The following is a 23,451-nucleotide window of genomic DNA, read 5'->3' on the forward strand; positions in this document are numbered from 1 at the left end:
GATTTCACTCTGACCGTTAACAGTATAAACTAGGAAAATAGGGCTGAGTGATATACTCAGTCCTGTTTTTTGTTTGAGAATATGCCCAATTATGCGAAATAAAAAATCGCGGTTATTTGTTTTAGCAATAGCTTGTACAGTAGCTTTAATGCTGGTAAATTGCCAAGCTGGTAGTGATACTAACCAGACTACTATTAATTCAACAACAACGGATAAACAAGTATTAGTTTATGGTTCCGGGGGTTCGCCAGTAAATTTAGAACCGGGAAATATTACTGATGGTAATTCGCTGATTGTTCAACAACAAATTTACGATCGCCTCTTAGAATTTAAACCAGGTACTACCGATTTACAACCAAGTTTAGCTACTTCTTGGTCAGTTTCCCCGGATGGTAAAACCTGGACTTTTAAACTGCGTCCGGGTGTGAAATTTCACGACGGTACTGATTTTGATGCTGAAGCAGTAAACTTTAATGTGGAACGTTGGTGGGATGCGAAAAACCCAAATGGTTATCGGAATGCTGGTAAAAGTTATGAAATTTGGCAGCAAATATTTGGCGGTTTTAAAGGAGATCCGAATTCCCTATTACAAGATTTTAAAATAGTAGATAAATCTACAATTCAATTTGTTTTAAAACAACCTTTTGCGGCTTTTCCCGCTGCTATTGGATCGGGATTTTTTGGTATGGCTAGTCCGACAGCCATTAAAAAAGCTGGTGCTAATTATGGTACTCCTAATTCGTTAGCTGTAGGAACAGGGCCATTTATATTTAAAGAATGGCGAACAGGCGATCGCGTTACCCTAGCCAAAAATCCGAATTACTGGCAAAAAGACTTCCCCAAAACCAATCAATTAGTAATTCGTTTTGTCACCGATCCCGCTGCTAGATTAGCTCAACTTCGCGCCGGACAAATTGATTTTACCGTCGATCTTGCACCGGATCAAATTAAAGAAATTCAAGGCGATACTAATTTAGTAGCTGTTCCCCGTCCTTCTTTTAATGTTGGTTATTTGGCGCTGAATACTAGTTACAAACCTTTGGCGGATGTGAGGGTGAGACAGGCGATCGATCTAGCAATCAACAAACAACAAATCGTTCAAGCATTTTGGGGAGACTTAGGCGAAACCTCACCCCATTTTCTCCCATCCATATTAAGTTGGGCGCAATCAAAAAATCTGACTAAACGCGAACAAAACCCCCAAAAAGCCAAAGAATTATTAACACAAGCTGGCTATCCAAATGGATTTGATTTAGAACTTTGGTATATGCCAGTTTCCCGTCCTTATTTTCCCACACCGAAACCGATCGCGGAAGCTTTCGCCGCCGATTTAAGTGCTGTTGGCATTCGTGTTAAACTTAATACCAAAGATTGGGCAGCTTACATTGCCGATCGCAAAAAATCCCCAGGTTTTCAAGCATTTATGTTAGGTTGGACAGCTGATTATGGCGACCCTGATAGTTTTTATTACCCTCATTTTGGCCCCGGTGGAACTGTAGATATAGGAAATTGGAAAAACGCCAAAGTTATCCAACTTTTAAACCAAGGTAGGGCGACAGGAGAACAAGCAGCAAGAGCAAAAATTTATGCCCAAGTTGATGAAATTTTACATCAAGAAGCTGTACGTCTACCAATAGTACATTCTCAACCATTATTAGCAAAAAGAAAGAACATTGAAGGTTGGCTTCCCAGTCCTTTAGGTAGCGAAAACTTTACCAGAATAGAAAAGAAATGATAATTAAAAATTAGCAAAGCTGGATATGGGCAGGTTTTGAATCTTATATTATTTCTGGGTATTTCGATCTTTTGGTTAAACCTGCCCCTAGCTATTGCTATAAACTAATTGTCTAAACATTAGAACAGAAAAATGTTATTGTAGGGGCGGGTTTAGCAATTAATACTTGCACCTCACAAAAAATTTCTCAACAAAACCCGCCCTCCACCATGCAATAGCGATCGAGATTGAATATAAACCATGTTTAAATACATTTTAAAACGCTTACTAAGTCTGCTTCCAGTTCTCATCGGAATCACTCTTTTAGTATTCACATTGCTGCATTTAATTCCCGGAGATCCAGCAGTGGTATTATTAGGAGAAAGAGCGACACCAGAACAAATAGAATCCCTCAGAGAACAATTAGGATTGAATCAACCATTACCGATTCAATATTTTAACTTTTTATTTAATGTAATTCGCTTCGACTTTGGCAAAAGTATTATCAGCGGTATTCCGATTATTGATGAAATAAAAACCCGTTGGCCTGCAACATTTGAATTAGCAGTAGCAGCAATGTTAATTGCCCTAATTTTAGGAATTCCTGCCGGAATTTTTGCCGCAGTTCGGAAAAATAGCTGGTTAGATAACCTATTAATGAGTAGTTCCTTAATAGGAGTATCTTTGCCAGTTTATTGGTTAGGATTATTGTTAATTTATCTATTTGCCGTCAACTTACAAATTCTTCCTCCTAGCGGCAGAATTAGCGTTGAAGCAGGATTTAATTTTCAACCAATCACAGGTTTTTTTATTTTAGATTCTTTGCTTAGATTGGATTTTAAAACTTTACAAGATGTACTATCTCATTTAATTTTACCAGCCATAACATTAGGAACAATACCTTTAGCAATTATTGCTAGAATTACCAGAAGTTCGATGTTAGAAGTATTATCACAAGATTATATTCGTACTGCGAGAGCCAAAGGAGTTCCTGAATATTTCGTTATCTTAAAACACGCTTTAAAAAATGCTTTTCTGCCAATTAGTACCACTGTTGGGTTACAATTTGGGACTTTACTTGGTGGGGCAATTCTCACCGAAACAATTTTCTCCTGGCCCGGAATTGGTTCTTGGATTTATGAGGGAATTTTAGCGAGAGACTATCCAGTTGTGCAGGGAGGAGTAATTTTTGTATCTATAACTTTTGTGTTAATTAACTTGTTAGTGGATTTATCATATACTTTCTTAGATCCCAGAATTCAGTTTAGATAAAGAGAACAGTCTTCATCTGTGTTTATCTGTGTTCATCTGTGGACATCTGTGGTTAAAAAAATCCTAAAAATGGTGCAAAAATCCTGGCAACGCTTTCTGCAATCTACATCCGGCAAAATTGGTTTAATTTTAACCATTGCGATCGTACTATTGTCCCTTTTAGCGCCAATCCTTCATCCTTACGATCCGGCTACCGATCGCAATTTTACCGCACGTTTAAAACCTCCTAGCATTGAACATTGGTTTGGTACTGATGGATTAGGAAGAGATATTTTAGTATTAGTTTGGTATGGAATGCGAACCTCTCTGACTGTTGGGTTAATTTCGGTAGGAATAGGATTAGTAATTGGCTTAATTTTAGGATTAATGGCTGGATATTTTCGGGGGAAATTTGATACAGTAATTAGTTGGGTAACGGATATACTTTTGGCTTTTCCTTCTATTTTATTGGCAATTGCGATCGTCACCGTCACCGGCCCAAGTTTACCCAGTGTAATGTTAGCAGTAGGAATCGTCCAAATTCCGATTTATATTCGCTTAACTCGTAGCATGGTACTCTCATTAAGAGAACAAGAATTTATCCAAGCAGTAAAAGCATTAGGTGCTTCTCCAAATCGAATTATTTTCAATCATATTTTCCCCAGTACACTTTCACCTTTAATCGTTCAAGCAACACTATCAATTGGTACAGCAACCTTAGAAGCAGCAGGGTTAGGATTTTTAGGATTAGGAGCACAACCACCAACACCAGAATTAGGCACAATGTTAGCTGATGCTTTCAAAGGTGGTTATTCTTTAACCTATCCTTGGACAACAATTTTCCCCGGTTTATTTATTACTTTAACCGTCCTAGCCTTCAATCTTTTAGGAGACGGTTTAAGAGATAGTTTAGATCCTCGTTCTTAGGGACTGGGGACTGGGGATTGGGGACTGGGGACTGGGGACTGGGGATTGGGGACTGGGGATTGGGGGATGATGAATAGGTAATGTCAGCGGGTTTTTAGGGATAATTTTATAAAAAAAATTGGTAATAATTATTAAAGGCCTCCGATCATCGTCCCTAGTCCCCAGTCCCCAGTCCCCAATCCCCAATCCCCAATCCCCAAATATCATGGAAGAAAGAGGCTTTGAATCCCTAGAGTTTTACCAAGATAGTTTAAAGTTAGTCAAAGCTGCTTATAGATTGGCAAATAGTTTACCTGTTTATGAACGCTATAATCTCAGCGATCAATTGCGACGATGTGCCTGTAGCATTGTGTTAAATATTGCCGAGGGATATGCACGCTATCATTATTTAGACCGCTTGCGTTTTATGTACATAGCTCGTGGTTCATTGGGAGAAACCATTAGTGCTTTTATGATTGCTGAAAGTGTGGGGTATTGCACTAAAGAACAATTGAATTGGGTGATTCAACTTAAAGAGCAAATCGAAAAGAAACTTAACGGTTACTGCCGTTTTATCCGTTCCCAAAAACAAGGACGGGACGAATATGGTAACAAGTATATAGATAATTAAGTATCAGGGATAATCGATGAGGAAAAGAGTAATCAAAAAAAGATTTTCCCAGTCCCCAGTCCCCAGTCCCCAGTCCCCAATCCCCAATCCCCAGTCCCCAGTCCCCAATCCCCAATCAATCTAAATCGAATTGACCAACAGTAACGGCACAAAAGGCAAAAGCTAACACAATTGGAATTGGACATTTCATCACAACACTAGCAATTGTGGCACTAATTGTGGCGATTACAGCAGCGATCGCCCAAATTCTTTCTTGCGGACTCAAACCTTTTTTATCTTTAATTTCTCTTAATTCTCCGTTCGGAATTGGTTCCGGCATTACGGCATTGGGAGGAAAAGCCCAATAAGTATTTTTACCATCAATTACTAAATCTGTCCAACCGTTATCTTCACACCATTGGTTAACCCATTCATCAGCAAAATGTTTCATTTCAATTCCTCCCAATCCGGCAATAGAGTTAAGTTATCTAGCGATCGCTAACAGCACAGCACCATTAGCGAACAAAAATCAGTAATGTTAACTTCCTTGAATAGTTAGAAAACTGTTACAACGCTGTTTACCAACGCCGTGTTCTGAACAGGTTAGCAAAAGCTAGACTTATATCAAAGTAAAAGATACCAAATGTAATGAACGGATTACCGAACATTAAGAAAACTTGAGAACTGCGATAACTAAAGTTAAGAAAAGTTACCGCTGAACAGACTAAAATTGATACAAAATGAAATACTAATTACTTCTGCGTAATTGAGGTGTTCCCATGACTGCTACCACTTCCAATGTCACGATAGAAACAACTAAGCCCCCGAAGTTAGAAGTAATTGGCATGACTAAGCGGTTTGGTAATATGACCGCATTAGACAATGTTTCGATTACTCTCAAACCAGGAACATTCCATGCTTTACTGGGAGAGAATGGCGCAGGTAAAAGCACTTTGGTTAAGTGCATCATGGGTTTTTATACTGCTGATAGCGGCAAAGTATTAATTAATCAACAACCGCAAAAAATCACCAGTCCTCGTGATGCCCATAAATACGGGATTGGCATGGTGTATCAACATTTTACCTCCATTCCGGCAATGACAGTGGCAGAAAATTTGGTACTGTCTTGTTTAGAAGGGCCAAATATTATTAATTGGGATGCAGAATACGATCGCCTCCTCTTATTCATGAACTCCGCACCTTTTCATCTTGACTTACACACACCAATTTATCAATTAGCCGCCGGACAGAAACAAAAATTAGAAATCCTCAAACAGCTGTATCTCAAAAGTCGTATTTTGATTTTAGATGAACCTACTTCAGTCTTAACTCCCCAAGAAGCAGATGAAATTTTAGGGTTATTACGAGAAGAAGTAATCGCCGAAAAATTAAGCGTATTGATGATCAGTCATAAGTTCCGAGAAGTTACCGCTTTTGCTGACGAAGTAACAGTATTACGTAAAGGAAAATTGGCAGGTTACGGAACAATAAAAAATCTCTCGGTTTCCGATATGGCTGAGATGATGATGGGAGAAAAAAGCGAATCTCAACCAGTGGAAAAACAAGCAACTGTTGCCAAAGTTCCGGTATTAGAAATTAGGAATTTGCATACTAATAAAGATAACGGATTAGTAGGTATTTCTGGAGTAAATCTGGTAGTTCACGCTGGGGAAATCGTGGGAATTGCAGGTGTTTCCGGCAATGGTCAAAAAGAATTAGTAGAAGTATTAGCAGGTCAACGTGCGGCAACTGCGGGAGAGATTTTGGTAAATGGGGAAAATTACAAAGCAACTCGCGCCGAAATGTACAAACATCAGATTTTCTCTTTGCCGGAAGAACCGTTGAAAAATGCCTGTGTTCCTAATATGAGTGTGGCGGAAAATTTGGCTTTACGGACTTTCGATCGACCTCCCCAAGCTGTAGGTAGTTGGTTATTAATTAACCAAGTTATTCGGCAAGTTGCCCAAGGTTTAATTCAGCAATTTTCCATCAAAACACCTTCACCAGAAACCCCCATAGTTAACCTTTCCGGTGGAAATGTCCAGCGCACAGTTTTAGCTAGAGAACTATCATCAGAAAAAGTCAAATTGTTGATTGCTGCTAATCCCTGTTTTGGTTTAGATTTTTCCGCAGTAAGTTTCATTCACGACCAAATTGTAGACGCAAGAAATCGCGGAGTAGCTATTCTCTTAGTCAGCGAAGATTTAGACGAAATTCTCAAAATTGCCGATCGCGTCCTCGTACTCAGCGAAGGTAAATTCTTTTACGAAAGTGCGATCGTCGATGCCGATGTCGTAGAAATTGGTAAACGCATGGCAGGACACTAGGGGCAGAGGGGCAGAGGGGCAGAGGGGCAGAGGGGCAGAGGGGCAGAGGGGCAGAGGGGCAGAGGGGCAGAGGGGCAGAGGGGCAGAGGGGCAGAGGGGCAGGGGGGCAGAGGGGCAGAGGGGCAGAGGGGAGGAAAACTTAAAACTCAAAACTTTCCCCAGTCCCCAATCCCCAATCCCCAATCCCCAGTCCCTACATTAAGAAATATAAACCCTGAATAACTGAAAATTACCTAAAGCTTTTGGGCAAAACTCGATACCGTAAGTAAAGTGTTAACTAGTGCCTTAATTGGCTGCGGCTGAGTGAATACTCAGCAGTAACTTAACACTTGGAGTTGGAAGGTACAGACGATGACTGAATCTGTGTTGCAGCAGGATCGAGGTAATTCCGCGATCGTCCCTGTAGATATTATCCGTCGCTTGGTGTGGAAGATTGCGATCGCCACTTTCCTGTTGATGGCGGTGGGAAGTGCGACACGGGTAATGAATGCCGGATTAGCTTGCCCTGATTGGCCTTTGTGCTATGGTCAATTAGTGCCCAGTCAACAAATGAACCTGCAAGTTTTTTTAGAATGGTTTCATCGGTTGGATGCGGCGTTAGTGGGGATTAGTGCGATCGTCCTAGTAGGATTATCCTGGTGGTATCGCCAACAAATACCCAAATGGTTGCCTTGGGCATCATTATTCGCCCTCTTCCTAATAGTTTTCCAAGGTATTCTTGGAGGTTTAACTGTTACTCAACTATTGCGATTCGATATCGTTACCGCACACTTGGGAACAGCACTGTTATTTTTTGTTACCCTGTTAGTAATCGGCACCTCACTTTTGCCATACAAAGGCACAAATACCGCGAAAAAATTAGCTTGGATTAGCTTAGTTGCTGCCTTTTTGATTTATCTCCAAAGTCTTTTAGGCGCTTTAGTAGGTTCACAATGGGCGCTACATCAATGTTTATCCGAGTCTAGTTTATGTACAGTGATGAATAGTCACATTGCTGGGGTTGTTCCCGCAACTTTGGGAGTTTTAGCAGTAGTAATTGTAGCATGGCGCACAGCAGGACTACACCCAAATTTGCGATTTTTAGCTAACGTTTCTGGCGCTTTGCTGGTATGCCAAATTGCTTTAGGAGTCGCCACTTTGCGGTTGCGGTTACAAGTAGAACCATTAACAGTATCTCACCAAGCGATCGGTGCAGCTTTACTGGCAACTCTGGTAATTTTCAGCGTTTTAGCATGGCGCGACAGCAAGTTAGTAGTAAATGGATAATTGGCGATTAGTAATTGGGAAAACTTTACTATTCATCCTTTCCCAATTACCGATCGCCAATTAGTAATTAGTGAATAACAAAGGACATTAGAATTCATGCAAGAACTTATTGCAACTGGGGTTACTCGTCATCATCAAAACTTTAAAGAAGTAATGCAAAGCTATTACCAATTGACGAAACCTCGGATTATTCCACTACTATTAATCACTACATCAGCTAGTATGTGGATGGCATCAAATGGCAGAGTCAATCCCTTATTATTGGTAGTAACTTTATTGGGTGGAACTCTGGCAGCAGCATCAGCCCAAACCTTAAATTGCATTTACGATCGCGATATTGATTATACAATGGAACGCACTCGCAAGCGTCCAATTCCTTCGGGAAAAGTTCAAACTCGCCACGCACTTATTTTTGCGATCGTCCTTGCCGTTTTATCCTTCACATTGCTAACAGTTTTCGCCAATTTATTAGCCGCTTTGTTAGCAATGTCCGGCATAGTTTTCTACATGGGAGTTTACACTCATTTTCTCAAACGTCATACTACCCAAAATATCGTGATTGGTGGTGCTGCTGGGGCAATTCCCGCTTTAGTAGGATGGGCAGCTGTTACGGGTGATTTAAATTGGTCAGCGTGGATGTTATTCGCTATAGTTTTCTTGTGGACACCGCCACATTTTTGGGCATTAGCATTAATGATTCGGGAAGATTACGCTAAAGTTGGCATTCCCATGTTACCAGTAATCGTAGGAGAAGAAGAGACAACCAAGCAAATTTGGGTTTACACTTTAATCATGGTGGCATCAACTTTTCTACTAATTTATCCTTTGGGAACAGTGGGGATAGTTTATGGTGCGATCGCAACTATTTTAGGATGGAAATTCATTCAAAAATCTTGGCAATTATTACACAATCCCAGTGATATTCCCTTAGCGCGATCTACCTTCAAATATTCCATCATCTACATGATGTTACTCTGTTTAGGAATCGTCGTTGACACCTTACCTGAAACTCATTCCTTAACCGCAACTATAGCCGAAAACTTGCAAACCATAATCAGCGCCATCCCAATTTTCCAATAATCAGCAATGTAGCAATATAGGGTGCGTTACGCTTTCGCTAACGCACCATCCCCTTATATTTTGAATATAATCAAATAAATGTGCCAAATTATTTAAAATTATGACTCAAGAATTAATGGATTTAAGAACCAGCATCTTAGAAGGAAGATATGAAGATGCTTTGGCAATAGTTGATGAACTAGAAGGAATGAGTAAACAGGCAGTTATAGCTAACATCCAAGCTTTTTTAGATCGAATGCTCACCCATTTAATTAAAAATCAAGTTGAACAAAGATTAACAAATTCCTGGGCAGCTTCAATTTCTGATTCTATCATCAAAATTAAGCGCCTGAATCTGAAAGAAAATAAAACTTCTTACTACGTCAAAATTGATGATTGGGATGAGATGTTGGAAGAGTCATTTAATGCGGCAATTATTGCCGCAACTGTAGAAGTAATGGAAGGACAATTAAGTATGTTTCAGCTATCTGAAATGGTAGACCAGAATCTAATTAAAAATACGGCAAAAAATTTCCTAGAATTAACTTATGTTCATTCAGCTAAAGAGTTACCTGGCGTTATTCCTAATTATTTAGCAGAACTCCCTGGTGGCGAAAATTGGAAAGAAGGTAGGCGGTAAACGGATGCGACTACTCATTAAACATTAACCTCTGCAACTATCGCCTCTGCTGGTAATTGAATCGCATCGGGTTGTAAATAAAGTTCAATAGCTTCACGAATATTTTCTAAAGCTTCTTTTTGACTTTCTCCTGCGGAAGTACAGCCAGGTAATTCTGGACACCAAATTGCATAATCTCCTGTTTCTGGATCTGGTTCAATGATGACGCGCCATTTCATAATTTTACTTCCTCAACTCGCACTTTAATAATAACTGAATTGGGCAAAACAGCCGATAATAATTACAAAACGTTCCTTAAATCTATCTACCGAAAGAGAGAATTTATCTAATAACTTACGGCAAAAGAATCTCCATCTAGAGAACGGTTTACTCATGTGTCAAATCAAGTACAAATAAGATATTAAAACTCATGGAGTTGTGTTCTATGAAACTGAATTATTTTACAAAAGTAGCACGGAAAATCGCTACAGTTCTGTTTTGTGTATGTGCGATCGCCTTCACTTGGCAAGGCGCATTCCTCACCAACAGCGCCGCCATCGCTGCACCTGCAACAAACTTAATTGCAGCAGCAGATAACCCCACTGAATTTGCTGAAGGGCACAAAAGCTTTGTTAGAGATGCCGCAGACAAAGTGAAGGAAACAGCAAACGAAAATGCCAGAAAAGTCGATCGAGCAACAGACAACGGTAGTTTCGTTGAACGGAAAGCCAAAAGCGATCGCGATTTCATCGAAAAAAGAGCCAATGAAGATGCAGAAAGAACTCAAGAAGCGATCGACAAATCAACCAACGTTTTTGAGCGCACCGTTGAAGGCATCAAAGACGCTTTTGGTGGCTAGAAACTGAAAGCTTTTAAACTATTCGTAGGGTGCGTTAGTGACAACGTAACGCACCATTCCACTATATTTGGCGACATTTTATTTAAATTCCGATAAAGTAGAGAGTAAATGCTACTCAAAAAACTAAAAATGTTGACTAATTATATTCATGTTGCCATGCAAAAAGCAACTTATGAATTGCTAGAAGATGGTACTTTCTACGGCGAAATTCCTGAGTGCCCAGGTGTATTGGCAAATGCTAATACCTTGGAAGCTTGTCGCGAAGAATTGCAAGATGCTTTGGAAGGATGGATTATTTTAGGATTGCGTTTAGGTCATAATTTGCCAATACTAGATGATATTGACCTGAATAACACCAAAGAGGTTACCTAATGCCAGTATTTGGGCCAATTAGTCGCCGGGATTTAATTTACCACTTAAGACAAGCAGGGTTTGATGGGCCTTACCCTGGTGGCAAGCATCAGTATATGGTAAAAGAAGAGTTAAAATTGACAATTCCTAACCCAGATAAGGGAGATATTAGCAGAGGTTTAGTAGCTAAGATTTTACGTCAAGCAAACATCAGTATAGATGAATGGGAGTTACTCTAAATTGGATAGAGTGGGATTGCATCATTTTCAAACACTAACCTCTGCATAAACTTTAGAACTTTTTACTATTAAATGGTAGAAGACTTAAGTTTTGACATTAGAGCAGATATTCTTTTCCTTCTTCCATCTACTCTAATGCTCCATACTGCTCTGGGTAATTGTCCAATTGGAGCAGTCAAAGTGAATGTGAGTTCTTCATAAAGCTTCCAATTACCTTTAACACGCCATCCAACGCGCTCTCCAAAATTTTTCCAATTTTTATTATCTAGATTAGGATTCCCACCCACGCTCTGCCAAATTTGATTTGTAACACTAAATCCAAAGCGCCCGTTGCTATATTTTACCCATAATTGATCTATAGTGTGTAAGTCTACAGATGGAAAACTTAACAGGTCTTTATCTCTGAGGTAGCGTTCTTTTTCACGACCAGCTATTTTGAGCATGACAATCCAAGTTTCCTGATCAGCTTCTTTCCATTTTCCAGTTGCCAACAAATCTCGTAATTTTGTGTAATCTATACCTACTTCTGAACTTAAGTTATCAGGTTGCGGAGCATTCCCTTTTTCTAGTTCTTTAATGCGCTGGGATACCTCTTGATATTCATTTGTTTTTCCTTGTTTCAGGTATAAATTTGCAGCTTCTTGAAAATCCTCAATAGCTTCCTGATTCTTTCCAAGCCTACAGTAAGCAATACCACGAAATTTGTAAGCCTCAGTATTATCAGGATTAATGCGAATTACCTTATTGAAACAGTCTATTGCTTCTCTGTACTTGCCTCGTTGTCCATTCTCTAGCCCTTGCTTGTAATAAATGTTGCTTTCTAGGTCTTTAAGAACTTCCTGAGCAGATTGATATCGTTCTTTCACAGAATCTTGAATCAATTTATCTAAAACTTGCTCCAATTGATTGCTAACATTATTAGTACTTGGCAAATACTTTTTCCATAACCAACTACGGTTTAGAGCATCATAGAGGTTATCATAAATATCTGGCAAACAATTAGTTAATAACCTAAGACAAGTTACACCCAAACTATATAAATCACTAGCGGGAAAAACTTGACCGCGCATTTGTTCCATTGGCGCATATCCAGAAGTACCAACCATCGTCCCAAGTTTACTTAAAACTGTTCCCGTCACCTGTTTAGAAACACCAAAATCAATTAACATTAACTTGCCATCTTGACGACGCATAATATTTTCTGGTTTAATATCTCGGTGAATTACGCCTCGTTCATGAACAAACTGCAAAACAGGTAACAATTCATGCAATAATTGTGTAATCTTTTTCTCGCTAAAAGCTCCTTGTTGATGCAATTCCTGTAGTAAATTTTGCCCTTGAATAAACTCTTGTACTAAATACAAACGTTTATTATCTTCAAAATAAGCAATTAATCTGGGAATTTGGGGATGTTCGCCTAAATCAAATAATCGTTTTGCTTCTTGTTTAAACAGTTCTGTTGCTTTTTCGAGTGCTGCTGTTCCTTCAACTTGAGGCACAAATTGCTTAATTACACAAGCATCATTCATTTTATGAGTATCTATAGCCTCATAAGTTCTCCCAAATCCTCCTTCGCCCAAAAGTTGCAACACTCGAAAGCGATTTTTAAATAAAGAATTGAGAGATTGAGAACCGCAACTTTGGCAAAAATTATTACTATCAAGATTGAACGGATTCGAGCAACTGGGATTAGAACAGTAAAGCATATTTGATAATTATTTGATTGTTTCACGAAGTAAACGAATGATTTTTGGACGGTTTTCTTGATCGCGAAAATGACAACGAACAGCATCACGAACCATTTCTCGCAAAGTGTCTAAATCATCAGCTTGAGTGAAAATTGATTCACCTAAAGCTTGAGCATTGTATCCACCATCTGGATCGTCTTCTACTAAAAATACAATTTCAGTCATAGTGGGATTATTTGAGCGATCGCAATTTAATAATAACAAAAAATGGTTACAGTGCTGTGCGCGTATCGCACCCCAAAACCCAGCCATGCTAAACTAAAAACAGTGAATTGATAATAACCATGAATCCTTCACCAACCACAGACTTACTAAAATCCGCAGATTACACTACCAGACATAAACAACTAATAGAACAGTTGCGTAGTTTCTTAGGCGGATCGATCGAAAATGTTAATATCTGGCTAAACTCCCCACATCCTTATTTAGAAAATCGTACACCCCAATCTTTCATCAATGAAGGCAAAATTGAAGTAGTCGAATATCTTGCTTGGGCAATGGAAACAGGACAACCTTGGTAAGAATAATTGTGCTCACAGGTAACGAACTTAGAACAACGCTTAATGCACTTCCTACCTTATCTTCTCAAGGAGAAGTTTGTCGCGTAATTCATATTAGATATGCCAACACTGCTTTATCTTCTATTGGCTCTCTCAGAAAAGGTGGCAGATACAATTTAGCTCAAGCATTTTCTGCACTATATTTAAGTGCAAGTCCTGTAACTGCTTTGCTAGAAGTAGAGGCTCTTGTTAGAGCAGGAACTCAATTCATTTCCCTGGCAAAATTGTACTTTCAATCTATTATCAAATTAACTCAATTCTCGATCTGACTAATCTCGATAATCAAATAGTATTAGGAACCAACTTACAAGAACTAACAGGAAATTGGTTATTAATGAATGCCCAAGGACAAATTGCCCCTACACAAATCTTGGGAGAAACTGCTTATAATTTACAAAATATCGAAGCCTTAAAAGTTCCCTCAGCCCGCGATCCTAACACTTATAATTTAGTGATTTTTCCCGATCGCCTCACCAACAACAGCCTTTTGCGAGTCTACGACGACTCCGGCACCATTAACGCACAGCTTCCTTAACCCACAACTCAACCTCGCTACAATAAAATTAAAGATTGTTGCGAATTATTAAATTGGGACAAATATGGCTCCCGCAGTGATTATCCAAAATCTCCAAAAAAGCTACGGCGACACCAAAGCCGTGAAGGATGTATCCTTTCAAGTAGAACCGGGAGAAATCTTTGGTCTTTTAGGGCCAAACGGTGCAGGCAAAACTACTACAATTAGATGTCTGTGTACCTTGGCGATGCCAGATGCAGGCAAAATCGAGGTTTCCGGCATTTCTGTAATTAACAACCCCAAGCTGGCGCGTCAACGCATCGGTTATGTCGCCCAAGAAGTCGCTCTCGACAAAATTCTCACGGGAAGGGAACTGTTGCAACTGCAAGCCGCACTCTACCATTTACCGGGTAAGTTCGCCAAAGAACGGATCGACGCAATGATCGATACTTTGGGTTTGCAGGAGTACGCTGATAAAAAATCTGGCACTTATTCCGGTGGTATCCGCAAGCGGTTAGACTTGGCAGCAGGGTTATTGCACAAACCGGATCTTTTGGTTTTGGATGAACCAACGGTAGGATTAGATATCGAAAGTAGAGTGGTAATGTGGGATATTCTCCGTCAGTTGCGCGATGCGGGAACTACGGTTTTACTCACTAGCCACTATTTGGAAGAGGTTGACGCTTTAGCCGATCGCGTCGCTATCATCGATAAAGGTGTGGTAATCGCTTCCGGTACGCCTTCCCAGTTGAAGGATCGCGTGGGTGGCGATCGCGTTACTCTCCGCATCCGCGAGTTTTCCCCAATGGAAGAAGCCGAAAAAGCTAAAGATATGTTGAAATCTCTGCCTTTTGTGCAAGAGGTGATTATTAATAACGCTCAGGGTAATTCTTTGAATTTGGTGGTAACTCCGCAAAATGATGCTTTAATCGTGATTCAGCAAGCTCTACAAGCGGCAGGTTTGCCTACTTTTGGAATTGCTCAATCTCGTCCTAGTTTGGATGATGTTTATCTGGCGGCTACTGGTAAAACTTTGATGGATGCTGAGTTGGCGGCTGTTAGTAGTCGGGATTTGAAGGCTGAGAAAAAGCAAAGTATGAAATAAGATTTTTTTTGAACCACGTTAGCGAAGCGAAACGCGCTAGCGTTTTAGACACGAAGAGCGCGAAGGAAAGAGAAGAAAATGAGTAGTACTTTAAGTCCGAAGTCTAATGTTAGTTTTGAGTCGGGTCAGGTTTCTGAGGTAAGTTCTTCTGGGTTTTTGGGGGAGTTTGTTCAGGAAACTTTGGCTTTGACTCGTCGGTTGTTTATTCAGCTGCAAAGGCGACCTTCTACTTTGATTGCTGGGGTGATTCAACCTCTGATTTGGTTGATTTTGTTTGGCGCTTTGTTTCAAAATGCTCCTAAAGGTTTGTTTGGTGAGAATACTAATTACGGTCAGTTTTTGGCGGCGGGGGTAATTGTTTTTACTGCTTTTAGTGGGGCGCTAAATGCTGGGTTGCCTGTGATGTTCGATCGCGAATTTGGCTTTTTGAACCGTTTGTTAGTTGCGCCTTTGGCTAGTCGGTATTCGATCGTTTTTGCTTCCGCAATCTTTATCATTACTCTTAGTGCTGTTCAGACGATCGCCATCATCGCCACTAGCGCCTTTTTAGGTGCAGGTTTACCTGATATCCTGGGTTTAAGCGTCATTGCAACAATCATCCTTTTGTTAGTATTAGGTGTCACTGCTTTAAGTTTAGGTTTGGCTTTTGCTTTACCCGGACATATCGAATTAATTGCCGTGATTTTTGTTACTAACTTACCTTTGTTGTTTGCTAGTACCGCTTTGGCTCCCCTGTCTTTTATGCCAAAATGGTTGCAAGTAATTTCTTCTCTCAATCCCCTAAGTTTTGCTATTGAACCCATTCGTTATCTCTATTTGCACAGCAATTGGAGTCTTGGTAGTGTAGTGATGCAAGCTCCTTGGGGTAATGTATCATTAGGCGGAACTCTTCTCGTACTTTTATTACTTGATGTAGCCGCATTTTTGAGCATTCAGCCTTTATTACGGCGGAGATTTGCGTAAAATAAAATCCTTTACGTAAACGATCGATCCAAAACTGTAGGGGCGGGTTTAGCCAAAAACTGGGAACGCAAAACAAATAACATTTAAGTCAAAACCCGCCCCCTCCCAAGTATCTCTAGCCATCATTTAGATAATCGATAATAATCTATGTAAATAGTGAGGAGGAATTTTTAAATGTCATTTAAGTCTCTCAGCAAAATAGCTTTAGGCTTATTAGCAGGAACAACTTTCTCTATTTTAGTATTGCCAGAAACCACTTTGGCTCAAAGTTTGATGACCGATCCGAGTCAAGAATATCAACAAGGTGGCGATCCGATTAATGGTGGTACAGGTCAACCTTTTAGTGTTTTTGATTTAATTCATCGCTCTAATTTGGGGTTAAATCGATCGATGGAAGATGTCACCAACGAACAAAAGGAAAATTTGGATGACGCAGCTACTCAGTTCCGCCTCAGACAACGGGAACGTTTGCAAATTCCTGACCGATGGATCGATCGCCTAAACCCCAACAATCCCACTGAAAACACAACTAACCCAAATCAGTAAGATTAACTATTGACATTTTCTCGTCGTAGGATTAATTTGTGAATTACTCCTACGACAGGGAATCAACTGCGACATCCAAAATAAATAAGATGGAGCAAAGTTTACCCTACAAGCAAAATAATAATTTGAATTCTGCCAAGCATTAAACTCAGTGGCTAAACAAATCTTTAAAAACACCGAGGTTGAAAGCTATCGACATCCCTTCGATCGTCGGGCACTAGCAAATCTAGAAAAAATGCCAGGGTTGTCGCTATTACTAAAAAAGATCAATGAATATGGTATCGATCGCTTATTAAGACTGCAAACGGTTGGAGCAGATTTCCGCATCACGGCTCATAACTTCCCTCGATTGGATCGGGCATTGCTAGAGGCTTGTAAAATTTTAGATGTGGCTTCAGTCCCCGAATTATACCTGTTTCGAGGTGTCGGCTCTATTGCTTCCTACGCGATCGGCGTTGAAAAGCCGATGATTGGCATTAACCTGGAGGCAATGGAATGGCTAACTCACGAGGAACTGCTATTTTTACTGGGACACCAACTTTCCCGAATTAAAGGAGGCTATTTAACCTATCAGCAGTTGGCAGCCGTTATGCCTTTTTTGAAAACTGTGATTAGCAGCACCACACTGGGACTTGGAGGATTAGCCGCTAATAGTGTCGAGATTGCACTGTATAACTGGATTGTGATGGCAAAATTTACTGGCGATCGTGCAGGCTTATTAGCCTGTCAAGATGTAGACGTTGCCCTCACAGCGTTAATCAAGTTAGGTGGATTGCCCGGTGAATACGTAACAGAAGCCGTAATCAGCGAATTTGAAGCTCAAGCCCGTCAGTTTGATACCAGTAAACTAAGTGGCTTAGATCAAATTACCAAAATTTTCAGCTTTATGGATCACGCAAATGCTTGGGCAGTGATGAGAGCAGCAGAACTGCTCAAATGGGTAGATTCAGGAGAGTATGATGGATGGATGCAATTTTATAGCTCATCAAGTTCCCATCACATTGATAGACCTAACCAGCCGTCACCGACTGGTTAGGAGAATCGAAACTCTGCGGAATATCATTCCAAATATTACAAACCAAGTGCTGCTAAAATATCTTGAGCATGATTAGCAGTATTCACATTCGCATCCACAAGAATTATTTTGCCACTGCCATCAATTACATAAGTAACTCGCTTGGCATAACCACCACCATCAACATCGTAAGCTTTAATAATTGCCCCATCAGTATCAGCTAACAAGGGAAAAGGTAAATTGAATTTTTCAGTGAATTTTTGGTGCGAAGTTTCATCATCCTTGCTGACACCTAATACCACGACATCTTTACCTTGGTAAGCTGCATAATTATCCCGGAAACTACAAGCTTGCTTCGTACAGCCGGGAGTATCATCTTTTGGATAAAAATACAATACCACTGTTTTCCCAGCCAAATCAGATAGTGAAACAGTATTACCATTCGTGTCTTTGGCTGTAAATGCTGGTGCATCTGTACCGACTGCTAAAGGCATAATTCTAGCTTCCTTCTGAGTAATCAATGGTTTCTCAATCTGAATTTTACAATATTTTACATTCAGTAACAGTGAGAATTTCTAGAGAACAGGTAACTGCTCCAGACAAAAAAGACTTATGATGATAAATAAACCTTGAGCGTTTCCTCCGCAACTCGAAATTATCAATGAACTCGCTAAAACAAACAGCAACTAATTCTCTTTCCTATCCCGAAAAAACCATTGAACGCGCAGAACGATCGCTCAGAGTATCCCCGTTCCGAATGCTGTTGTTTACCACTATGCGATCGCGAAGCGTAGACTTTCAAGAAATTACTGGTATTAATGGCAGCAAAAACCAATTCACCAAACGCCAACTCTCGGAATTAATTACAGATAACTCTTTACTGTGGCTGATTCAAGTCGGTGTCTTGCGTCGAGAAGTCGATGGACAAGGCATTACTAATAGCTTTCGTCTCACACCTCTGGGGCATGAAATCATTGACAAATTATCTGCTCAAAGTAATGAAATACCCGCTGCTTCTTGGGGCGATCGCATCTATCAGTTTTTAATTCGGTGGCTAAGATTACCTCTTTAAATAACTGAAATTTTTTCCTCTCAACCGGAAATCTGAAATCAGCACCCGAAAAATTTCTCAATTCTTTACCTAACTAACATTATGAAAGCAATTATGGTTGTGGGTACTACCTCCCACGCAGGAAAATCACTCTTAACCGCCGCACTCTGTCGCATCCTCTCCAGGCGAGGCTGGCGTTTAGCACCCTTCAAAGGTCAAAATATGGCTCTCAATGCCTACGTTACCGCTAATGGCGGCGAAATCGGTCACGCACAAGCAGTCCAAGCTTGGGCAGCTGGCATTACTCCCTCTGTGGAAATGAATCCGATTTTACTTAAGCCTCAAGGTGATATGACCTCTCAGATAATTATGAAGGGCAGACCTGTAGGCAAAACTTCGGCTTTAGAATACTATGAACAATATTTTCAAACAGGTTGGCAAGCAATTACTGAGTCTTTACAAGCCCTAAGTATAGAGTACGATTTAGTAATTTGTGAAGGTGCTGGTAGTCCGGCTGAAATTAACTTGAAACACCGCGATTTAACTAATATGCGGGTAGCTCGTCACTTGAATGCTAATACAATTTTGGTCGTCGATATCGATCGCGGTGGAGCTTTCGCCCATATTGTGGGTACATTGCAATTATTAGAACCAGAAGAACGGGCATTAATTAAAGGCATAGTTATCAACAAGTTTCGCGGACAACGCAGCATTTTGCAATCAGGAGTGGAATGGTTAGAAAAGTATATAAACATTCCTGTGATTGGTGTAATTCCTTGGATTGAACATGATTTTCCCGCTGAAGATTCCTTGGATTTGTTCGATCGTCCTCACAAAAAAACTAAAGGTGATATTACAATTGCCGTAATTCGTCTCCCAAGAATTTCTAACTTTACTGATTTCGATCCCTTAGAAGCAGAACCTACAGTTAATCTCAGATATATTAGCCCCAAACAAGATTTAGGTCATCCTGATGCAGTAATTATTCCCGGCACTAAAGCTACAATTGCTGACTATAACATTCTGCAACAAACAGGTATGGCAGAATCAATTAAAGAATATGTCGCTTCTGGTGGTATAGTTTTGGGAATTTGTGGCGGTTATCAAATGCTAGGTAAAATTATTGCCGATCCTGAAGGAATTGAAGGTAACGATTCTCAACGTTGTGAAGCTTTGGGATTATTACCTTTAACTACGTTAATTACTCCCCAAAAAATCGTCCGTCAACGTCAAGTTACTTCTAATTATCCTCAAGTTGGTTTACCAATTTCTGGTTATGAAATCCATCAAGGTCGCTCTCGACAAATAGAAAATCAAGATACTAAACCTTTATTTGATGACCCTTATTTGGGTATGGTTGATTCTACAGAATCGGTTTTGGGAACCTACCTCCACGGGATTTTTGATAATGGCCCTTGGCGACGCGCTTGGTTAAATTTATTACGCCAACAACGGGGTTTACATTCCTTACCAACGGGAATTTCTAATTACCGCGAACAAAGGGAAGCGGTGCTAGACTCGATCGCCGATATAGTCGAAGCTAATATCGATTTAAAACCTATCTTACCCAGTTAATTAATACTAACAAACGATCGATAACCAATGACTAAAATTCATTTTCTCCCCGATAACATTACCGTCGAAGCCGAAGTAGGAGAACCACTATTAAAAGTAGCCGAACGCGCCGGAGTAGTGATTCCCACAGGTTGTTTAATGGGCTCCTGTCACGCTTGCGAAGTCGAATTAGAAGATGGTAATTGCATTCGTGCCTGTATTACCGCAGTTCCTCCAGGAAAGGAAGAATTAACCATTAACTTATTCGTCGATCCCGCTTGGTAAATGTAATTTTTTATCTGAGTTTATTCTAGGGAAAACATTACCTAAAAACCTAGCTTTCCCATAGAAAGCTATTTTTTTAATTGGCTTAAAACCACAGGAAAACTGCTGCTTGTTCTTTCTCCCCTATTCCCTAACTTCAGCAAGAAGCTTTTTCAGCCAACCTCAATTCCTTATTGAGCAGAAATCCTCTGTCTTAAGAGAGATTTTTATTAGAGAAAAAATAGGTTTGAATGTAGGGAACCCTACATATATATATTTAATATATATGCGATGCGGACTCCTAAGTTTGTTCCCAGCCCAAAAGTTATTTTTCTTTTAAACTGCTCTTTTATAGTATGCACTACTTTCTCATCAATTTATTCGATTCAGGCTCATTTATTCCTCATGGTCACTGTTATCTTTGGAAACCAAGCTTAGTTTGGTTACACTTAATTTCTGATACCATGATTGGAGCGGCTTATTATTCCATTCCCTTAACATTGTTTTACTTTGTTCGCAAGCGACAAGACTTACCTTTTCAGTGGATATTTTTGTCATTTGCTGCCTTCATTATTTCCTGCGGTACAACCCATTTTGTCGAAGTCTGGACGCTTTGGTATCCTACCTACTGGTTATCGGGTACTATTAAAGCTGGAACTGCACTAGTCTCAATGTTTACAGCTTTAGAGCTTGTGCCTCTGGTTCCGAAAGCTTTAGCTTTGTCTAGTCCTGCTCAACTAGAGGAAGCTAATCAGGCATTACAAGCGCAAATTATAGAAAGCCAGCGAATTGAATCAGAATTAAGGCAGTTTCAAAATGAATTGGAAGCTAGAGTAGAGTCACGCACGATCGAACTGCTGCAAGTCAATCAGCAACTAGAACAGGAGATTGAGGAACGTCAGTGTGCAGAAGCAGCCTTAGATGAACAAAGGTTTTTATTGGAAACAATTCTACAGTATGCGGCTGATGCGATTATTGTCTGCGATGGGGAAGGAAATTTAACTTTTGCTAATCCCCAAGCAAGACGACTGGCACAGCAAGATCCAGACAGTACAAATCTGGACTTTGATTTGCTTGAGTGGGGAATTTCTTACGATACAGATGGCAACTTGGTTCCTTTAGAAAATTATGCCATTTCTAAAGCTCTGCGAGGAGAAGAAAGTTATGCGATCGAATCACGCATGATCCGCAAAGATAGCAGCTACTATGATATTTTGATTAGCGCCGCCCCTTTGCTTAATGATGGGAGAATTGTCGGGGCGGTGGCAAGTTTTATGGATATTAGCGATCGCAAACGCACCGAAGAAGCTTTACGCGCCAGCGAAGAACGTCTCCGCTTGGCTTTGATGGCAGCAAATCAAGGACTTTATGATTTGAATTTACAAACGGGTGATGCGATTGTCTCTCCAGAATATGCCTTGATGTTAGGTTTTCAGCCGGAAGAGTTTCAGGAAACAAGTGCTAAATGGCGCGATCGTATACATCCCGATGATTTAATTTGGAGTTATCAGGTTTTTCAAGATTACATTACAGGTAAATGCAATCATTACCGAGTCGAGTTTAGACAGCGAACTAAATCAGGAGATTGGAAATGGATTCTTTCTGTTGGCAAGATTATCTCTTGGAATAGTGAAGGTAAACCGCTGCGAATGTTAGGAACTCATACCGATATTACCGATCGCAAATATGCCGAAGCGGAACGAGAAGAATTACTAGCTAGAGAAAAAACTGCAAGGGAACAAGCAGAAGCGGCAAATCGAATTAAAGATGAGTTTCTTGCCGTATTGTCTCATGAGTTGCGATCGCCTTTAAATCCAATTCTTGGTTGGGCAAAGCTGTTACAATCGCGTCAACTCGATCGGGAAAAAACCAAGCAAGCACTAGCAACGATCGAGCGTAATGCTAAGCTACAAAGTCAACTAATTGAAGATTTGCTCGATGTTTCCCGGATCTTGCAAGGAAAGTTGGTGTTGTATCCCCAGCCAGTCAAACTGGTTAGTGTTATTGAAGCAGCGATCGAAACTATCAGACTTGCAGCCCAAGTAAAAAATATTCAAATTCAAACAATTTTTCATCCTAATGTCGGACAAGTTATGGGTGATTCTGCTCGTCTGCAACAGGTAGTTTGGAACTTGCTATCTAATGCTGTGAAATTTACACCTTCTGAAGGAAAGGTAGAGGTTGAATTAGCACAAATCAATAATTGTGCTCAAATTACAGTTAAAGATACAGGTAAAGGTATCACTGCCAATTTTTTGCCTTATGTATTTGAATATTTTCGTCAGGAAGATGGTACGACGACACGCAGATTTGGTGGTTTAGGATTGGGATTAGCGATCGTCCATCATTTAGTTGAGTTACATGGGGGAAGCGTTCAAGCCGAAAGTTTAGGTGAGGGACAAGGGGCGACTTTTACTGTTAGGCTACCATTGCTGAAAAATCAAAGCAAAAAGATGACAGAGGAAAAGAATTCTGGGGAATCTTCATCTTTGAGTCTTTTTCCTTTACAAGATATTCGGGTTTTGTTAATAGATGATGAGCCAGATGCAAGAGAGTTGATCGCTTTTATTCTTCAAGAAGCAGGAGCGATCGCAATTGTGGTATCTTCTGCCAATGAAGCCTTGAAGATTTTTTCCCAAGTCAAGCCAGATTTAATAGTAAGTGATATCGGAATGCCAAACATAGATGGCTATATGTTAATTCAGCAAATTCGAGCAATGCCCGCAGAACAAGGTGGACAAGTTCCGGCAATTGCCTTAACAGCTTATGCTGGAGAAATTAATCAACGAAAAGCGATCGCTTCTGGTTTTCAACATCACCTTGCTAAACCTGTAGAAACCAATGATTTAATCAAAACTATTATTAGTTTAGTTCCAAAAGAAAGGCGTAAATTAGAAGGCTAATTTAAGAATTAAATGTCACAGAAATTG

General features: G+C 40.1%; 27 protein-coding genes. 22 read left to right on the forward strand and 5 right to left on the reverse strand.

What is annotated here, in order from left to right; translation table 11 throughout:
- Positions 1 to 91: 91 nt before the first annotated feature.
- From ACE1B6_RS15540 to ACE1B6_RS15555, 4 genes are all read left to right on the forward strand, one after another.
- Positions 92 to 1,735, forward strand: a complete 1,644-nt coding sequence (locus ACE1B6_RS15540; RefSeq protein ID WP_413258157.1) for an ABC transporter substrate-binding protein — start codon at positions 92 to 94, stop codon at positions 1,733 to 1,735.
- 240 nt (positions 1,736 to 1,975) lie between these two features.
- Positions 1,976 to 2,986, forward strand: a complete 1,011-nt coding sequence (locus ACE1B6_RS15545; protein ID WP_413258158.1) for an ABC transporter permease — start codon at positions 1,976 to 1,978, stop codon at positions 2,984 to 2,986.
- A 69-nt stretch (positions 2,987 to 3,055) separates the two neighbouring features.
- Positions 3,056 to 3,892: an ABC transporter permease gene (locus ACE1B6_RS15550; RefSeq protein ID WP_413258159.1), complete on the forward strand. Its 837-nt coding sequence runs from the start codon at positions 3,056 to 3,058 to the stop codon at positions 3,890 to 3,892.
- Between the two features lie 205 nt (positions 3,893 to 4,097).
- A complete protein-coding gene (locus ACE1B6_RS15555) occupies positions 4,098 to 4,502 on the forward strand; it encodes a four helix bundle protein (RefSeq protein ID WP_413258160.1) in 405 nt (134 codons plus the stop codon).
- 115 nt (positions 4,503 to 4,617) lie between these two features.
- Here the strand turns inward: ACE1B6_RS15555 and ACE1B6_RS15560 are convergent, their stop codons facing one another.
- Positions 4,618 to 4,932 (reverse strand): slr1957 family protein, encoded by a 315-nt coding sequence (locus ACE1B6_RS15560; RefSeq protein WP_413258161.1) that lies wholly within the window; start codon positions 4,930 to 4,932, stop codon positions 4,618 to 4,620.
- A 328-nt stretch (positions 4,933 to 5,260) separates the two neighbouring features.
- On the opposite strand from ACE1B6_RS15560, the gene ACE1B6_RS15565 reads away from it, so the two are divergent.
- The 4 genes from ACE1B6_RS15565 to ACE1B6_RS15580 all read left to right on the forward strand — a co-directional run bounded on the left by ACE1B6_RS15565 (position 5,261) and on the right by ACE1B6_RS15580 (position 9,773).
- Complete coding sequence (locus tag ACE1B6_RS15565; protein WP_413258162.1) at positions 5,261 to 6,808, forward strand: ABC transporter ATP-binding protein; 1,548 nt, start codon at positions 5,261 to 5,263, stop codon at positions 6,806 to 6,808.
- A 351-nt stretch (positions 6,809 to 7,159) separates the two neighbouring features.
- Positions 7,160 to 8,074 (forward strand): COX15/CtaA family protein, encoded by a 915-nt coding sequence (locus ACE1B6_RS15570; RefSeq protein WP_413258163.1) that lies wholly within the window; start codon positions 7,160 to 7,162, stop codon positions 8,072 to 8,074.
- A gap of 96 nt (positions 8,075 to 8,170) precedes the next feature.
- Positions 8,171 to 9,154 (forward strand): heme o synthase, encoded by a 984-nt coding sequence (locus ACE1B6_RS15575; RefSeq protein WP_413258164.1) that lies wholly within the window; start codon positions 8,171 to 8,173, stop codon positions 9,152 to 9,154.
- A gap of 100 nt (positions 9,155 to 9,254) precedes the next feature.
- On the forward strand, positions 9,255 to 9,773 hold the full coding sequence (locus ACE1B6_RS15580; protein WP_413258165.1) for a DUF29 family protein: 519 nt from the start codon (positions 9,255 to 9,257) through the stop codon (positions 9,771 to 9,773).
- A gap of 17 nt (positions 9,774 to 9,790) precedes the next feature.
- On the opposite strand, the gene ACE1B6_RS15585 is transcribed toward ACE1B6_RS15580, so the two are convergent.
- On the reverse strand, positions 9,791 to 9,991 hold the full coding sequence (locus tag ACE1B6_RS15585) for a type II toxin-antitoxin system HicB family antitoxin (RefSeq protein ID WP_413258166.1): 201 nt from the start codon (positions 9,989 to 9,991) through the stop codon (positions 9,791 to 9,793).
- Between the two features lie 206 nt (positions 9,992 to 10,197).
- Here ACE1B6_RS15585 and ACE1B6_RS15590 point away from each other — a divergent pair, with 206 nt between their 5' ends.
- The 3 genes from ACE1B6_RS15590 to ACE1B6_RS15600 all read left to right on the forward strand — a co-directional run bounded on the left by ACE1B6_RS15590 (position 10,198) and on the right by ACE1B6_RS15600 (position 11,201).
- A complete protein-coding gene (locus tag ACE1B6_RS15590; RefSeq protein ID WP_413258167.1) occupies positions 10,198 to 10,611 on the forward strand; it encodes a hypothetical protein in 414 nt (137 codons plus the stop codon).
- Positions 10,612 to 10,740: 129 nt separating this feature from the next.
- Positions 10,741 to 10,983, forward strand: a complete 243-nt coding sequence (locus tag ACE1B6_RS15595; protein WP_459563040.1) for a type II toxin-antitoxin system HicB family antitoxin — start codon at positions 10,741 to 10,743, stop codon at positions 10,981 to 10,983.
- Complete coding sequence (locus ACE1B6_RS15600) at positions 10,983 to 11,201, forward strand: type II toxin-antitoxin system HicA family toxin (RefSeq protein ID WP_413258169.1); 219 nt, start codon at positions 10,983 to 10,985, stop codon at positions 11,199 to 11,201. Before ACE1B6_RS15595 ends, ACE1B6_RS15600 begins: the two co-directional genes overlap by 1 nt.
- 68 nt (positions 11,202 to 11,269) lie before the next feature.
- Here ACE1B6_RS15600 and ACE1B6_RS15605 read toward each other — a convergent pair whose 3' ends face one another.
- Together ACE1B6_RS15605 and ACE1B6_RS15610 are read right to left on the reverse strand one after the other, a co-directional pair.
- Complete coding sequence (locus ACE1B6_RS15605) at positions 11,270 to 12,907, reverse strand: protein kinase domain-containing protein (RefSeq protein ID WP_413258170.1); 1,638 nt, start codon at positions 12,905 to 12,907, stop codon at positions 11,270 to 11,272.
- 9 nt (positions 12,908 to 12,916) lie between these two features.
- Positions 12,917 to 13,114 carry a 2-oxoisovalerate dehydrogenase gene (locus ACE1B6_RS15610; protein ID WP_413258171.1) on the reverse strand — a complete coding sequence of 66 codons (198 nt, stop codon included), beginning with the start codon at positions 13,112 to 13,114 and terminating at the stop codon, positions 12,917 to 12,919.
- A gap of 119 nt (positions 13,115 to 13,233) precedes the next feature.
- Here ACE1B6_RS15610 and ACE1B6_RS15615 point away from each other — a divergent pair, with 119 nt between their 5' ends.
- From ACE1B6_RS15615 to ACE1B6_RS15645, 7 genes are all read left to right on the forward strand, one after another.
- Complete coding sequence (locus tag ACE1B6_RS15615; RefSeq protein WP_413258172.1) at positions 13,234 to 13,470, forward strand: hypothetical protein; 237 nt, start codon at positions 13,234 to 13,236, stop codon at positions 13,468 to 13,470.
- On the forward strand, positions 13,464 to 13,778 hold the full coding sequence (locus ACE1B6_RS15620; RefSeq protein ID WP_413258173.1) for an RES domain-containing protein: 315 nt from the start codon (positions 13,464 to 13,466) through the stop codon (positions 13,776 to 13,778). The genes ACE1B6_RS15615 and ACE1B6_RS15620 overlap by 7 nt, the downstream gene beginning before the upstream one ends.
- A gap of 17 nt (positions 13,779 to 13,795) precedes the next feature.
- Positions 13,796 to 14,044 (forward strand): RES family NAD+ phosphorylase, encoded by a 249-nt coding sequence (locus tag ACE1B6_RS15625; protein WP_413258235.1) that lies wholly within the window; start codon positions 13,796 to 13,798, stop codon positions 14,042 to 14,044.
- 64 nt (positions 14,045 to 14,108) lie between these two features.
- Entirely contained in the window at positions 14,109 to 15,128 is a 1,020-nt protein-coding gene (locus ACE1B6_RS15630) for an ABC transporter ATP-binding protein (protein WP_413258174.1), read from the forward strand.
- A gap of 78 nt (positions 15,129 to 15,206) precedes the next feature.
- Entirely contained in the window at positions 15,207 to 16,091 is an 885-nt protein-coding gene (locus ACE1B6_RS15635) for an ABC transporter permease (RefSeq protein ID WP_413258175.1), read from the forward strand.
- 174 nt (positions 16,092 to 16,265) lie between these two features.
- Positions 16,266 to 16,637, forward strand: coding sequence for a hypothetical protein (locus tag ACE1B6_RS15640; protein ID WP_413258176.1), 372 nt, complete (start codon positions 16,266 to 16,268; stop codon positions 16,635 to 16,637).
- Positions 16,638 to 16,788: 151 nt separating this feature from the next.
- On the forward strand, positions 16,789 to 17,673 hold the full coding sequence (locus tag ACE1B6_RS15645) for a M48 family metallopeptidase (protein ID WP_413258177.1): 885 nt from the start codon (positions 16,789 to 16,791) through the stop codon (positions 17,671 to 17,673).
- 35 nt (positions 17,674 to 17,708) lie between these two features.
- Here ACE1B6_RS15645 and ACE1B6_RS15650 read toward each other — a convergent pair whose 3' ends face one another.
- Positions 17,709 to 18,146 (reverse strand): peroxiredoxin, encoded by a 438-nt coding sequence (locus ACE1B6_RS15650; protein ID WP_413258236.1) that lies wholly within the window; start codon positions 18,144 to 18,146, stop codon positions 17,709 to 17,711.
- A 167-nt stretch (positions 18,147 to 18,313) separates the two neighbouring features.
- Here ACE1B6_RS15650 and ACE1B6_RS15655 point away from each other — a divergent pair, with 167 nt between their 5' ends.
- From ACE1B6_RS15655 to ACE1B6_RS15670, 4 genes are all read left to right on the forward strand, one after another.
- The gene (locus tag ACE1B6_RS15655; protein ID WP_413258178.1) at positions 18,314 to 18,724 is read left to right on the forward strand and encodes an Npun_F0494 family protein; all 411 of its coding nucleotides are present in this window, start codon (positions 18,314 to 18,316) and stop codon (positions 18,722 to 18,724) included.
- 81 nt (positions 18,725 to 18,805) lie between these two features.
- Positions 18,806 to 20,278, forward strand: a complete 1,473-nt coding sequence (gene cobQ, locus ACE1B6_RS15660; protein WP_413258179.1) for a cobyric acid synthase CobQ — start codon at positions 18,806 to 18,808, stop codon at positions 20,276 to 20,278.
- Positions 20,279 to 20,305: 27 nt separating this feature from the next.
- On the forward strand, positions 20,306 to 20,542 hold the full coding sequence (locus ACE1B6_RS15665) for a 2Fe-2S iron-sulfur cluster-binding protein (RefSeq protein ID WP_413258180.1): 237 nt from the start codon (positions 20,306 to 20,308) through the stop codon (positions 20,540 to 20,542).
- Between the two features lie 335 nt (positions 20,543 to 20,877).
- Positions 20,878 to 23,424, forward strand: coding sequence for an ATP-binding protein (locus ACE1B6_RS15670; protein ID WP_413258181.1), 2,547 nt, complete (start codon positions 20,878 to 20,880; stop codon positions 23,422 to 23,424).
- The last annotated feature ends 27 nt before the right edge of the window (positions 23,425 to 23,451 follow it).

This window comes from Floridaenema fluviatile BLCC-F154, assembly GCF_041929135.1.
GTDB lineage: Bacteria > Cyanobacteriota > Cyanobacteriia > Cyanobacteriales > Aerosakkonemataceae > Floridanema > Floridanema fluviatile.

What these genes read in the sequence shown, in the direction of transcription:
- ACE1B6_RS15580 (WP_413258165.1), top strand. Translation starts at nt 9,255, where the DNA reads ATGACTCAAGAATTAATGGATTTAAGAACCAGCATCTTAGAAGGAAGA.
- ACE1B6_RS15540 (WP_413258157.1), top strand. Translation starts at nt 92, where the DNA reads ATGCGAAATAAAAAATCGCGGTTATTTGTTTTAGCAATAGCTTGTACA.
- ACE1B6_RS15545 (WP_413258158.1), top strand. Translation starts at nt 1,976, where the DNA reads ATGTTTAAATACATTTTAAAACGCTTACTAAGTCTGCTTCCAGTTCTC.
- ACE1B6_RS15550 (WP_413258159.1), top strand. Translation starts at nt 3,056, where the DNA reads ATGGTGCAAAAATCCTGGCAACGCTTTCTGCAATCTACATCCGGCAAA.
- ACE1B6_RS15655 (WP_413258178.1), top strand. Translation starts at nt 18,314, where the DNA reads ATGAACTCGCTAAAACAAACAGCAACTAATTCTCTTTCCTATCCCGAA.
- ACE1B6_RS15560 (WP_413258161.1), bottom strand. Translation starts at nt 4,932, where the DNA reads ATGAAACATTTTGCTGATGAATGGGTTAACCAATGGTGTGAAGATAAC.
- ACE1B6_RS15615 (WP_413258172.1), top strand. Translation starts at nt 13,234, where the DNA reads ATGAATCCTTCACCAACCACAGACTTACTAAAATCCGCAGATTACACT.
- ACE1B6_RS15610 (WP_413258171.1), bottom strand. Translation starts at nt 13,114, where the DNA reads ATGACTGAAATTGTATTTTTAGTAGAAGACGATCCAGATGGTGGATAC.
- ACE1B6_RS15605 (WP_413258170.1), bottom strand. Translation starts at nt 12,907, where the DNA reads ATGCTTTACTGTTCTAATCCCAGTTGCTCGAATCCGTTCAATCTTGAT.
- ACE1B6_RS15670 (WP_413258181.1), top strand. Translation starts at nt 20,878, where the DNA reads ATGCACTACTTTCTCATCAATTTATTCGATTCAGGCTCATTTATTCCT.
- ACE1B6_RS15565 (WP_413258162.1), top strand. Translation starts at nt 5,261, where the DNA reads ATGACTGCTACCACTTCCAATGTCACGATAGAAACAACTAAGCCCCCG.
- ACE1B6_RS15600 (WP_413258169.1), top strand. Translation starts at nt 10,983, where the DNA reads ATGCCAGTATTTGGGCCAATTAGTCGCCGGGATTTAATTTACCACTTA.
- ACE1B6_RS15590 (WP_413258167.1), top strand. Translation starts at nt 10,198, where the DNA reads ATGAAACTGAATTATTTTACAAAAGTAGCACGGAAAATCGCTACAGTT.
- ACE1B6_RS15585 (WP_413258166.1), bottom strand. Translation starts at nt 9,991, where the DNA reads ATGAAATGGCGCGTCATCATTGAACCAGATCCAGAAACAGGAGATTAT.
- ACE1B6_RS15635 (WP_413258175.1), top strand. Translation starts at nt 15,207, where the DNA reads ATGAGTAGTACTTTAAGTCCGAAGTCTAATGTTAGTTTTGAGTCGGGT.
- ACE1B6_RS15665 (WP_413258180.1), top strand. Translation starts at nt 20,306, where the DNA reads ATGACTAAAATTCATTTTCTCCCCGATAACATTACCGTCGAAGCCGAA.
- ACE1B6_RS15570 (WP_413258163.1), top strand. Translation starts at nt 7,160, where the DNA reads ATGACTGAATCTGTGTTGCAGCAGGATCGAGGTAATTCCGCGATCGTC.
- ACE1B6_RS15650 (WP_413258236.1), bottom strand. Translation starts at nt 18,146, where the DNA reads ATGCCTTTAGCAGTCGGTACAGATGCACCAGCATTTACAGCCAAAGAC.
- ACE1B6_RS15630 (WP_413258174.1), top strand. Translation starts at nt 14,109, where the DNA reads ATGGCTCCCGCAGTGATTATCCAAAATCTCCAAAAAAGCTACGGCGAC.
- ACE1B6_RS15640 (WP_413258176.1), top strand. Translation starts at nt 16,266, where the DNA reads ATGTCATTTAAGTCTCTCAGCAAAATAGCTTTAGGCTTATTAGCAGGA.
- ACE1B6_RS15595 (WP_459563040.1), top strand. Translation starts at nt 10,741, where the DNA reads ATGTTGACTAATTATATTCATGTTGCCATGCAAAAAGCAACTTATGAA.
- ACE1B6_RS15555 (WP_413258160.1), top strand. Translation starts at nt 4,098, where the DNA reads ATGGAAGAAAGAGGCTTTGAATCCCTAGAGTTTTACCAAGATAGTTTA.
- ACE1B6_RS15575 (WP_413258164.1), top strand. Translation starts at nt 8,171, where the DNA reads ATGCAAGAACTTATTGCAACTGGGGTTACTCGTCATCATCAAAACTTT.
- cobQ (WP_413258179.1), top strand. Translation starts at nt 18,806, where the DNA reads ATGAAAGCAATTATGGTTGTGGGTACTACCTCCCACGCAGGAAAATCA.